The organism is Moorena producens PAL-8-15-08-1 (assembly GCF_001767235.1).
GTDB classification, from domain to species: Bacteria; Cyanobacteriota; Cyanobacteriia; order Cyanobacteriales; family Coleofasciculaceae; genus Moorena; species Moorena producens_A.
Map to the genome: position 1 here is coordinate 2,862,235 of NZ_CP017599.1, position 12,927 is coordinate 2,875,161.

8 protein-coding genes are annotated in these 12,927 nt (G+C 43.5%); 3 read left to right on the forward strand and 5 right to left on the reverse strand.

What is annotated here, in order from left to right; translation table 11 throughout:
• Positions 1-73: 73 nt before the first annotated feature.
• From BJP34_RS42925 to BJP34_RS10880, 3 genes are all read right to left on the reverse strand, one after another.
• Positions 74-226, reverse strand: a complete 153-nt coding sequence (locus tag BJP34_RS42925; RefSeq protein ID WP_158517130.1) for a hypothetical protein — start codon at positions 224-226, stop codon at positions 74-76.
• Between the two features lie 227 nt (positions 227-453).
• Complete coding sequence (locus tag BJP34_RS42930; protein WP_158517130.1) at positions 454-606, reverse strand: hypothetical protein; 153 nt, start codon at positions 604-606, stop codon at positions 454-456.
• A gap of 1,740 nt (positions 607-2,346) precedes the next feature.
• Complete coding sequence (locus BJP34_RS10880) at positions 2,347-6,696, reverse strand: filamentous hemagglutinin N-terminal domain-containing protein (protein ID WP_070392363.1); 4,350 nt, start codon at positions 6,694-6,696, stop codon at positions 2,347-2,349.
• Between the two features lie 463 nt (positions 6,697-7,159).
• Here BJP34_RS10880 and BJP34_RS36535 point away from each other — a divergent pair, with 463 nt between their 5' ends.
• The 3 genes from BJP34_RS36535 (at position 7,160) to BJP34_RS10890 (ending at position 10,487) form a co-directional block, all read left to right on the forward strand.
• The gene (locus tag BJP34_RS36535) at positions 7,160-7,381 is read left to right on the forward strand and encodes a hypothetical protein (protein ID WP_149030903.1); all 222 of its coding nucleotides are present in this window, start codon (positions 7,160-7,162) and stop codon (positions 7,379-7,381) included.
• Positions 7,382-7,731: 350 nt separating this feature from the next.
• The gene (locus tag BJP34_RS10885) at positions 7,732-9,255 is read left to right on the forward strand and encodes a carotenoid oxygenase family protein (protein WP_070392364.1); all 1,524 of its coding nucleotides are present in this window, start codon (positions 7,732-7,734) and stop codon (positions 9,253-9,255) included.
• Positions 9,256-9,521: 266 nt separating this feature from the next.
• The gene (locus BJP34_RS10890) at positions 9,522-10,487 is read left to right on the forward strand and encodes a glycosyltransferase family 2 protein (RefSeq protein ID WP_070392365.1); all 966 of its coding nucleotides are present in this window, start codon (positions 9,522-9,524) and stop codon (positions 10,485-10,487) included.
• 356 nt (positions 10,488-10,843) lie between these two features.
• Here BJP34_RS10890 and BJP34_RS10895 read toward each other — a convergent pair whose 3' ends face one another.
• Complete coding sequence (locus BJP34_RS10895) at positions 10,844-11,611, reverse strand: PspA/IM30 family protein (protein WP_070392366.1); 768 nt, start codon at positions 11,609-11,611, stop codon at positions 10,844-10,846.
• A 550-nt stretch (positions 11,612-12,161) separates the two neighbouring features.
• Positions 12,162-12,860 carry a PspA/IM30 family protein gene (locus BJP34_RS10905; RefSeq protein WP_070396610.1) on the reverse strand — a complete coding sequence of 233 codons (699 nt, stop codon included), beginning with the start codon at positions 12,858-12,860 and terminating at the stop codon, positions 12,162-12,164.
• Between the last annotated feature and the right edge of the window lie 67 nt (positions 12,861-12,927).

Here is a 12,927-nt window from a genome sequence, read left to right on the forward strand (position 1 = left end):
GTTTATCCAGCTAGCGCGATCGCATGATTTCCCAAATTGCTGGAAATTTCGATAACTCAGCAAGTTGCTGTTGCTAGCGCGATCGCATGATTTCCCAAATTGCTGGAATTTCCGACAGTAACGGATTTTCACCCCTTGTTGATTCAGCTAGCTCTATCGTGATTATCCCCAATTGCTGGAATTTTCGATAACTAGCTCTATCGTGATTATCCGCAATTGCTGGCATTTACGATAACTCACGAAATTGCTCAAGCTAGCATTATCATGATTATCCCAAATTGCTGGAATTTTCGATAACTACCGTGCATTGATTAACCAACGCACTATCGTGATTATTCCAAATTGCTGAAATATCCAATAGTCAAGGATTTTCACGTTTTGTTGCTCAACCAACGTGCTATCGTGATTTCCCCAAATTGCTGGAAATTTCGATAACTCAGCAAGTTGCTGTTGCTAGCGCGATCGCATGATTTCCCAAATTGCTGGAATTTCCGACAATAACGGATTTTCACCCCTTGTTGATTCAGCTAGCTCTATCGTGATTATCCCCAATTGCTGGAATTTTCGATAACTAGCTCTATCGTGATTATCCGCAATTGCTGGCATTTACGATAACTCACGGAATTGCTCAAGCTAGCATTATCATGATTATCCGAAATTGATCGAATTTTCGCGCTACTTCCGCCCATTGCTGTTGCTAGTGCTATCCCATGATTTTCCAAAATTGTTGGAAATTCCAACAATAACCGATTTTCACCCTTTGTTGCTGTTGCTAGCATTATCGTGATTATCCCAAATTGCTGGAATTTACGATAACTCAGCAAGTTGCTGTTGCTAGCGCGATCACATGATTTCCCCAAATTTCTGGAATTTCCGACAATAACGGATTTTCACCCAATGTTTATCCAGCTAGCGCGATCGCATGATTTCCCAAATTGCTGGAATTTCCGACAATAACGGATTTTCACCCAATGTTTATCCAGCTAGCGCGATCGCATTTCTTCCCGAAATTACTTGAATTTTCGATAACTACCGAAATTGATTAACTTAGCGCTATCGTAATTATCCACAATTGCTCTAATTTTCGATAACTATCGTGCGTTGCTGTTGCTAGCATTATCGTGATTAGCCCAAATTGCTGGAATATCCAATAGCCAACGAATTGGACTGCAGTTTAGATAGCGCTATATTAAATGAATCAGAGCGATCGCATAATTTCCTAAATTGCTGGAATTTCCGATAACTATCGCGCGTTGCTGTTGCTAGCGCTATCATGATTAGCCCAAATTGCTGGAATTTCCAACAGTAACAGATTTTCACGCCTTGTTGATCAAGCTAGCTCTATCGCATTCTCTCCAAATTGCTCAAATCAGCAACAGTAGCTGGATTAAGCTGAAGGCACTTAACCTAGCGCGCTAGTCTTATACAGTGCGATCGCATAAGCGCGGAAGCTTTGCTTCATCGCGTAGCGTGACTGCATGTCAATCGCACTATAATCCAAAATTGTTGAAATTTTCGATAATGAAGTAATTGGATTGAAGTTAACTAACCTAGCGCTATAGTTAAGAGGGGCTTAATCTGAGCAATTTTAGCTAGCGCTATAGTTAGCGAATCGGTATAGCGCTACGCGCAAGTTAGAAGTCAGAAGTCAGAAGTCAGAAGTAAGCTAGGACTAGGTTTCGGAGTTTACAAATGTCCTAATCTTAATGGGTAGTGCTATATTGATAATTTACAAAATTGCAGCAATTTCTGGCGTTGCTGATTTTGGGTATGGTTTCGCCCCCCTAGCCCCCCAATTCTGGGGGGAACAAGAGTTTCAAAGTTTTCCGCAAGATTATGATCCCCCCCAGCCCCCCTTAAAAAAGCTTTCAAGGGTATGTTTTTTACTTTGACCTCAGGTGTGGGGTGTGGGGTGTGGGGTGTGGGGTGTGGGGGATAAGAAAGCGATGCAGCAAGGGAACAGGGGGTTTCCCCCACTCGCTATTGCATCAAGACAATATACTTAATTTGTCGTTAAAAATCATCATTTGTTCGTTGTTTTCCTTTTCCTCTCCCTCTCGGTCGTCCCATGTTTTACCCAAATGTAAAAAACCTACCCCTGTGAGCCTTAAAAAAGGGGGGAGCCATACTCAAAGTCCCCCTTTTTTAAGGGGGATTTAGGGGGATCTCCGAGTTTTAAAACACGCCCTAGCCCCCCAATTCTGGGGGGAACAAGAGTTTCAAAGTCCCCCAAAATTGGGGGATTTAGGGGGCTTTAGCAAAACCAAACGATCGCGCTTCATACTTTAATTCAGCAACGCCGTTTCTTGCAGTTAACGGCAACATCAATATTATCTATCCCTTGCCTCAACCCTTGCTACCACAAGATCTAGGACTATACCAATTACTCTTAGGAGTACCATTATTCGGTTCAGCCGTCAAGATAATTGTACCATCCTCGCCCACTGTCCAACCCTGAGCTTCCACTATTTTCTTCTTGGGACGAGCAGGAGTAGGAGTAGAGGCAGTGCGGCGTTTCCCTCTCATTGGTAAGTAACTAACATCAGGAGTAGGAGTAGACTTAGCTTCTTTGATGGTCTCTTCTTCATCTTCTTCAGTATCAAGGGTAACCCAATCTACCAGTACAGACCGTTGAGTAATTGGGTCTAGGGGACTTGGGGGTAAGCCACCCCGTCCAGTAACAATGAATTCACCGAGTTCATCTACTGCTACTTTTCCACTCCTGGGACAGTTAGCGACAATTAATGCTGAAGGGTCAACTAGTGATGTTGGTAAGATCTCAGGATCCTGGGTAGGATTAACTGCAGCATCGATCTGCAACAACCCATCCAAAGACGAATTACCCTGCAAATTAATAGCAGAGATATCATTAAATCGAGTTGGACCTTCCTGTAACCTGAAGTTTCCAAACAAGCCTTGCAGGGTGATGCTTATCTCTCCACCTTGGCCTTCTTCAGCATTAGCAAAGATATCGTTACCTGTTTCACCGTCAGAGGGAAATAGGATCAGTAATCCGCCTTCAATAGTGATGTTCCCGCCTTTGACATCATTACCTGTAGCATCAGCCAAGATTAGGCTGTTGTTATCGAGTGTTGTCAATCCTGATACATTGATATCGATATTTGCTGCATCTTCGCTGTTGGTTTGTGGGTCGGTTGATTTTCCAGTAGCAGCTATAAGTTTGCCGTTGTCTAGGGTAAGAGACTCAGCCTTAATTTCCAGTGTGCCAGCGACTCCTCGCTCGCTCTGAGGCACGTTTCTCTCTGGAAAACCATCCTGATCTAATGGCACAGCGCTTACTGATATTCGTCCTCCATCTTCGACAGTTAGGTTTTTGGTTTTTATGGTCAAGTCTCCAGCATCGCTACCTCTGGTGGCTCCAACTGAAATCCTGCTTTCAGGGATATCATTTTGAATCTCAAGGATATCACTGAACGCCTTGATTTTGTCTTCACGGTTTTGCCGTTGTCGTTTGTCTATTTCATTTTCTATATCTTGTTGTCTTTTTTCTATATCTTTTGATTTTTTTTCTATATCTCGTTTTACTTTTTCTATGTCTTTTTCGGAAAGGTTATCCTTGAGTTTATCCTTGAGTTGTTTTAATTCATCCTGCTGTTTGAGGAGTTTATTATTTTCTTTTTCAAGTTTTTCTTGCAGTCGCTGATTTCTGCCATCCACATCTTTATTTTGTCGTTTCAGTCTCTTATCAATCCTAGCAACAGTGGATTTTGATGATTTTGGAGCACTCCCACTAACAATAACTTGCTCTGAAGCGTTAATCCTAATATTGCCAGCATTACCAGGTTTACCAGTCCTCTGAGCACCATCTAAATCTAAGGGTTGAGTCTCAAGTTCTCCCTCTGCCGTGACGCCTAATACTTCTTCTAAGTTACTACTGGTGGCAGTAGAAAGAATTTCTCCCCCTGCGGTGACCTCTACTTCCTTAGCATTAATTGTTATATCACCGCCTGTAAATTCACCGGTGCTGCGAGCGCTGATGACTGCGCCATTTGATACGGTTAATTTACCATCGGTATTGACCTCAATCGTTCCTAGCTTAAAGGTATTGTTTCCAAGATCCTGGGAGCCTAGTTCACTTTCGGTGACTATGGCACTAGGTACAAAGCCACTCCCAGAAATTTCCACAAAATCCGTGGCATTGACTTTAATATTACCTGCTGGAATGTTGCCCTTAGTAGCAGTTTTCAGTATCCCTCCATCTTGGAGGGATAGAGAGCGAGCTTTAATGGTAATGTTACCAAAGGTTCCTGGGTTTTCTTTGGCGCGCTCTGGGTTTCCAGTATTAAAATCTATGTCACTTCTGATGTCGCTGTTGTTAATCTCAATCTTATCCTTAGCGGTTATGGTGATATTGCCAGGATTTCCCTTAGCTTGTGTTCTAGCATCAGTTCTGATAAAGCTTCTACCGCTTAAGGAAATTGAAGCAGCTTCAATGGTTATCTCGCCACCATTGCCTGTCTTGTCATTTTTGGCTGACGCTTCAATTTTGGCTCGATCTTTCATGATGAAGTCTCCCTCAACGATGATTGTGAGCCTGCCTCCCTTGCCATCTCCTGATGTATTAGCAGTTATACCAGCATCCTTAGTGTTTTGAGAGCTGCCAGATCCAATCATGGTCAGTGACCCCACACGGATGTCTATGGGATTCCCGTCAGGGATAGGGGAGTCTTCAGTCTTAGCCCTAATTCCACCGTTTTGACCTCTTTTGGATTTAGGATCCCTGGGATTGCGAGCATCAATGGAGAGGGAAGCAGCTTCGATTAAAATACCACCGCTCCTTGGTTCCGATGAGGCTTGTCTAATTTTACGATCTCTTGCTTCAGCAGTATTCTCAATTCTACTGTCGAATATGACATTAACTGCTCCCCCAGCCAAGATGGTAATTTTACCACCAGATCCATCCCCTTCATTTTCGATCTGAAGTCTACTCCTATCATAGAGGGTAACATCGCCATCGACATTTAAGGTCACATCCCCTGGACCACCCTGTTTTTTGCTTTTACGTTGTTCAGTTTGAATGATACCTCTATTTTTTAGTTCTACATTGCCACTCACATCAATGGTAATGCTGCCGCTATCACTATCTCCCCCTGTTCTTGCGGAAATCCCCGGCTCTTCTTTTTCAGAGTCCACCATTAGCGAGCCAGCAGTAATTTGAATACTTCCTCCTGGTTGACCATCTGGGTCATCTTTTTTCTTATCTTTATTGTAATCAGTTAAGGTAAAGATTCCATGCTGACTTCCTTTATTAGAAGCAATAATCGAAACTGAGTCATCAGCGGTGATGATAATATCACCGCCTTTTTGACTTGCCTTAGTTATGGTGAATATTCCCTGCTCTCTTCGAGCCGTCTCTACTGTTAACGAGCCAGCGTCGATAGTAATTTTTCCGCCTTCTCCACCTTTTTTATCGGTGATCGTAAAGATTCCGTGGCGCTCTTTTTCAACAGTAGACTTAATCGATACTGAGTCATCAGCTGTGATACTAATATCACCACTTTTCTGACCATCTGCCTTATTTATGGTGAAGATTCCCTGGTCTTTTTTTCTCTGTTTTTTCTTTTCGCTTTCTACTGTCACTGTCAACGAGCCAGCGTCGATAGTAATTTTTCCGCCTTCTCCACCTTTGTCATCGGTAATCGTAAAAATTCCCTGGCGCTCTTTATTAGCACTAGACTTAATCAAGACTGAGTTATCAGCACTTATACTAATATCACCACTTTTCCTACCATTATTCTCAGTTTTAGTAAAAATACCCCGGTCTTTCTTCTTTTCGGTGTTTTCTACTTCCAAAGAATCAGCAATAATCCTAATGTCACCACCATCAACATCGCTATCTTTTGCTACCGAAGTTTCTATAGCGCTATCCTTAATGACAACATTCCCTTTCTTGACGCCATCGGGAAAATCTAAACCCAGCTTGTCACCCTCTTGAGTTAATGCTACTTCTCCTGGTGCGCCCAATCCCGCTAACAAAATATTCCCACCTTGATTAGTGGATATCTTACTATCTTTCTTATTATCTTTCTTACTAACCTCAATATCACCACCGAGCAACAACAGGTTATCAACCGCTAGCTTCTCTAACTTAGCTTGACTGGTAATCTTACCGGGAATTTGATTAAAGAAGAATACATTAGGATTAACGGTCAGCAATGGCGATGGCGGCTCTGGATTAGAGGCACTAAAAACTCCTCGATTGCCAAACCCAATCCCATCAGCAGTGGTGCCCACAAATGACCCCGATACATCCAGCTTCGCCTTATCCCCAAAGAAAATTCCCTTGGGATTAATCAAGAACAAATTCGCTCCACCATCGACACCCAAGGTGCCAAGAATATTAGAGGGATTCGCACCAGTTACCCGAGACAGAATATTTTGAATCCCAGCTGGATTAGCAAAATAAACCCTTTGCCCTTTGTCGATATTAAACTCAACGAAACTGTGGAACAAGTTGATATCTCGGATTGCTCCTCCCTTAATTAGATCAACAATTTTCCCATTTACCTCACCAGAGCCCAGGTCTAGCTGTGACCTTTCCCCCTGGGGCAAAGTAGCATCAGGAGTAATCTGAGCATTAGCTTGGTTTACTGAAAATGCGTACGCTCCACTAATGGCTAAGCATAGGGCTAAACCTAACTGAGTGTTATAGCGTTTCAACACATCTAATGCCATGGGATTCGTTCTCCTGAGCCTGGGGAGGGGTAATTGACTTAAGCTATTAGCTATCACCTATGAGCGATTAGCGCTACATCACAGGCTAGAAGCCTGTGCCACGCACGCTACTTGAGGTGCTATCAGCTATCAGCTTGCCAATTGACGCACGCTACGTGGGGTTTATTTTAAGCTGACGGCTGACGGCTGATTGCTGACAACTGACGTTTGATTACTAGTCGGTTAAAGCTGCTATTGCTAGTAGCAATACTAATTATTACTGGTGGGAATAATAACAGGAATATTATACCTATATTTGCTAGCAATTGATGTAAATTTTTGTGACATAAAGTTAGCCAGAGCTACAGGGATGGGTATCTAGGGATGGTGCATCTCATATTTGTAAAAAAGTTGCGTAGGGTGTGTTAGGGGGCTGACAAGGGTAGGTTTTTTACATTTGGGCGAGTACGTACTGGCACTCTTGTTGAAATTTCTCAAAATATGTCTGTCGGAAAATCATCAAGAATTTCCACCGATTACCGACCCATCTCCCGCTCTTCCCCTCCTGGTCGGGGTGTCGGGTGGGTTCCGATTAGCCATTACCGATTACCCATTCCCCATCACCCATTACCCATTACCCATTACCTATTACCCATTACCTATTACCTATCTCCAAAGTAAAAAACCTACCCCTGTGAGGTGTTAGGGGGGGCCTCGTTTTCCGCTCAAGCGCCAGGGTTTAGACAGCCCGCCCCGTAACGCACCACCTTGTCAAACAACTTTTAGGAGATGCACCCATCTAGGGATGGGTATCTAAGGGATAACCAAGGGATATAGGGAGCCGAAATCAATTGTGATAATTTTTGTTCCTTGTTCCGTTAAAGCTGTTTGACCTGATGGTGCGTTACGGGTCGGGCTGTTTCAAGCAGAAACAGGCGGAAAATCAGAGCTAGCCCGCCCCTAACGCACCCTACGCCACATTTCCTATAAAGTAATAAAATGTAAATAAAATTAAAAACTATTCATAAAATAATCTGGCTAAGGACTTGATAAAAGATGGAAAATGTGTTAATCAACAAACAAGCCAATAGGGTTTCTAATCCTGGTGTGTCCTATAGCCAGGAAGATTGGGCAAGAGGTTATGAGTCCCAACGCCATGAAGAGGATTATTGGATTGATCAAGTAGAAGGGGAAATCCCTAAGGAATTGCGGGGGACTTGGTTACGCAATGGTCCTGGTTTGCTGGATATTAATGGTTACCGGGTGCATCATCCATTTGATGGGGATGGGATGATTTGTGCGATCGCATTTGATCACGGTCGAGCTCATTTTCGCAATCGGTTTGTACGCACAGAGGGCTTCTTAGCGGAACAGAAAGCGGGGAAACCGGTATATCGAGGAGTGTTTGGCACTCAGAAGCCTGGGGGTTGGTTAGCGAATCTATTTGATGTCCAACTTAAAAATATTGCGAATACCAATGTGATCTACTGGGGTGGAAAACTCTTAGCCTTATGGGAAGCCGCTAAACCTCACAGTCTAGACCCCCATACCCTTGAAACCTTGGGTGAAGATAACTTGGATGGAGTGTTATTAGGGGGTGAATCCTTTGCTGCTCATCCTTGGATTGACCCTAGTTGTAAGCTTGATGGTGGTCAACCCTGTCTGGTGAATTTCGCGATTCAGCCAGGTCTGTCTAGCAAAATTACCATTTACGAATTGAACCTGACCGGTAAACTATTACGACGTCAGAGTTATAGTGTTCCTGGTTTTGCCTTTATCCACGATTTTGCGATTACCCCAAATTACTGTATTTTCTTCCAAAATCCTGTTACTTATAATCCCTTTCCGTTCCTGTTGGGATACCGAGGAGCTGGTGAGTGTGTGGCATATCAACCTGAGCAACCGACCCGGATTATAGTTATTCCTCGTAAACAGAAGACAGAGGAAGTCAAAATCCTAGAAACCCAATCGGGCTTTATTTTCCATCACGCTAATGCTTTTGAGGAAGATGGCAAGATTTATGTCGATTCTATTTGCTACGAGTCATTATCAGCAGTAGACGTAGGTAGTGATTTCCGGGAGGTTGATTTTGATGCGATCGCACCAGGGCAACTCTGGCGCTTTACTTTGAACTTAACGGAGAAAACCGTAGCGAGTAAGTTATTAGAAGAGCGCTGTTGCGAGTTTCCTACTATTCACCCTAATTGTGTCGGACATCCCTATCGCTACTTATTTATCGGAGCTGCTGATCGTCCCACCGGTAATGCGCCATTACAAGGGATTCTAAAAATAGATATGGAAACAAAGACACAACAATTCTGGAGTGCTGCGCCAAAGGGTTTTGTAAATGAACCAATGTTTGTGCCACGACCCAATGCTGAACGAGAAGATGATGGTTGGGTATTGACCTTAGTATATGATGCTAGTCATCACCGGTCGGATCTAGTAATATTAGATGGTCGTGATTTAACTAGTGGACCGGTAGCACGACTGCACTTGAAGCATCATATCCCTTACGGTTTACATGGTAGCTGGAGTGGTGAGTTGTTGGGAGTTGGGTTGAATCAGGTTGAAGGTTGAAGGTTTAAGAAGGTTGAAGGTTTAAGGTTTAAGGTTACAGGTTGAAGGTTACAGGTTGAACGCGCACGCGTGGCCAAAAGGCCAAGGTTGAAGGTTACAGGTTGAGGGTTTAGACTTTAAATAGAAACGTTTAACCAACATGAGGAGATAATTACGCTAGACTTATTGGTAAACTTATTAGTTCTTAAGCTTCCAGGGGAATTATAGGGTTGGAGCTTTGATGATTAAACCTAAGCTAATCAAAGAATTTTCCTCAGGGGTGCCGGATGAAATTCAGCGTTGTTATCACGACTTATAATCGCCTAGATCTACTCAAGCGCGCGATTGAAAGCGCACTTGCTCAGACATTTACCTGTGAGATTGTTATCGTTGACAACGGTTCGTCTGATGGAACCGAAGATTATGTCCAAGAGCGCAGTGAAGCCTTGACACGTGCTGGTGAGCAGAGCTTGATTTATCACCGAAATTCCGATAATATGGGCCACTCGAAAGCGGTAAATCAAGGGGTAGAGTTGGCAACTGGTGATTGGATCAAGCTGTTGGATGATGATGACTACTTAGCCAGGAACTGCATTGAAGAAATGGCTAATGCGATCGCATTACATCCGAAAGCCGTGATTTGCTCTTGCCAATCGGCTCAAGTAGATACCTTAGGAGCAGAGCTAAGTATAACACGGCAAGTAGGTTCACCGCAAAGGTTATATATAGCCCAAGAAGACATTCATTATGGAATGCTTCTAGAAATGGTACCGTTTGGGACCCCTGCGCAAGTGGCGTTTTCCCGTGATGGTTTTCTGAGTTCCGGTGGTTGGGATTCTAGCTTAGATACCAACTTTGATGATATTGATTCCTGGATTCAAATCGCTCAGTTTGGGGATGCTATATTTATCAATAAGTGTTTAGCTTACCGGACGATTTGGTCTGGTGCTTATAATCATAAGTTTTCGTTCCAGAAACGTCTTAAAACCCATATTTCCATTAAGGAAAAAATTTATGCACTAGTCAGTGAAAAATACCAAGGTAAACTCCCCTTACTCTGGGAATTGGGGGCTTATCTGAGATTACACTGGGGTTTAGTAGCCCTTAAACGAGGTAAGTTGATCAGTGCCGCTAAGTTATTGTTTCCTGAGTGTTTTTCACCGATTGCTTTTTCACCGATTGCTTGGAAGTTGCTGTTACTTAGAAATACTCTCGGGTGCGCACCCCAATTATACCACAAGTTACCCCTTTAATTGGCAATTCTAATCACTTAACTATTTTTATTAACACAAAGTAATTAATTAGTCAATTGAAAATTGAAAATTGAAAATTGGCTAGTAACCAATTAGCTAGTAACCAATTAGTTAGTAACCAATTAACCAATTAACAATTAAAAATTAACAATTAACGTAAGCTATCAGCTATCAGCTCTCAGCTCTCAGGTTTTGAATAAAACAAGTAAGCATTGGTTTAATCTATGTTAAGTCAGCACCTCAAGTAGCGTGAGCCTTGGCCATTCGCGAATAGCTGACAGCTGACAGCTGACGGCTGACGGCTGACTGCTGACGGCTGAACGCGCACGCGTGCGCGTAGCGCATATGCTTACCAATTAAAGATTATCAATTTGTTTGCGAAGGTCTTCCAACTCTTTGTCAACGGGTGAATCTGAGGAAGTCGATTTTTTCTCCTCTGAAGCTGGTAAAGCTTCTTGAGATACAGAACCACCAGCCAACTGAGCTTTCATCGTGGCCAACTCATCATCAACATCATTGCCTTCCAAGAGTCTAAATTGACTTTCCAAGTCAGCACCACCCAGCTCATGGGCAGCTTCAGAACGAGCCTCCATTTCCAAGACTTTCTGTTCCATACGCTCAAAGGCGGCTAGGGAGCCACTAGTATTAATAGACCCCATGGTTTGTTGTAACTTTTCATTCGCCTTAGCCGCCTGAGCTCGTGCTTTGAGCATATTCTTTTTGGTTTTGGCTTCGGAAATTTTGCCTTCGAGAGCCACCAGATTACGCTTAAGAGTATTGACCTGATTAGTTTGCTGATCCAACTGAGTTTTCAGGGTAGCAGCAGTATCAGAATTGGTCTTCTTACGCACCAGAGCCTCACGAGCCAGGTTTTCATCCCCTTTGCTGAGAGCCAGCTGAGCTCTTTTCTGCCAGTTGTTAGCTTCTGTTTGGTTTTTGTTGTATTGCTGCTCTGTGCGTTTTTGTTCAGCAATTGACCTGGCAACTGCTTGACGCAATTGAACCAGATCCTCTTGCATATCAACAATAGCTTGATCCAGAATCTTTTCTGGATCCTCAGCCTTGCTAACCATATCGTTCAGATTAGCTCTGACCACTCTGCTAAGGCGATCAAATAATCCCATAACGCTGTTTATCCTCTAGGAATGTACATTGTAGGTAGAAAACTGGCTTGCTGGTGCGTAAGCCTAGTTAAGTTGTCTTGAAGGACAAGCAATTGTGGCTGTCCCATCTCAAGTCTGATTGGGTTGAAAAATTCCCGGGCTTGACCCATACCCTAGCCATTAAGATAGGGAGCCTTTCATCCAGTTTAAAAACTTCTTGGGAAAAAGTGCTAGACAACAAGCTAAGGGTTGAACTCTCTGGCGGCTGAACCATGGGGGATTCTAAGGGATTGCTGTTGGAGGGGTTAAAAACTGGGTTTGAGAGGCGCTTATGATATAATAGTCCCATCTGTTGAGAAAACGTCCTTGTCTTATTCTACCTATTCGCTTTCCGAGTATTGTTAAGAAGATAGAGAAGGGGCTGTTTTCCTGTAGGTTTCCATGTATAGTAACCCCTTGGGTCAAGGCTCTAAGGTGTTTTCATACAACTTTATCAACCTGCCATTGAGTTGACCATGGGGACACTAATTACTTTTTCCAGCTATTTATCCAATTTTTCCGGATTTTTCGGTTATTCTGCCTGAGTTGAGGGTAATTGAGGAGTGTCTGTTCCTTGAATCAGATTAGCTTTCATGGCGGCTAACTCAGCTTCCACATCATCGTTAGCTTCGATAGCGGCAAATTTCTGATCGAGTTGATTGCTACCTAACTCAGCCATTGCCTCAGACCGGGCTTCAAGCTCCATTACCTTATCTTCCATCTTTTCAAAAGCGCTCAAGGCACTACTGGTACCTACATTACCGAGCATCTCATTAATTTTCATGGATGCTTTAGCTGAGTTAGCCCGAGCAATATACAAGTTCTTTTTGGTTCTCGCCTCTGAGATTTTCTGTTCTAGGGTACGCAGCTCTTCCTTGAGCTTGGACACAAGCTCAGCTTGCTGGGAAAGCTGAGCGTTCATGGTTGTGACGGTCACCTGATGAGATTTCCGCCGGGTCAGGGCATCCCGTGCCAAGTTGTCGTCTCCTGCTGACAAGGCTAACTGAGCGCGACGGTACCATTGCTCAGCAGCGGCTTGAGCCTGAGAGGCTTGTCGTTCGGTGCGTTTTTGGGTAGCGATCGCTTGAGCTACAGCCTGACGCATGTGAATCAAATCCTGCTGCATATCATCGACAGCCTGTTCCAGGATTTTCTCAGGATCTTCAGCTTGGCTAATCAGACTATTAACGCTAGCACGAATGATTCTCAACATACGATCTAATAATGCCATGGCAGGTTTCCATACATGATCAGGGCTTAGGTAATCTTTACGGATTTTATTGAGATTGATAATCCTT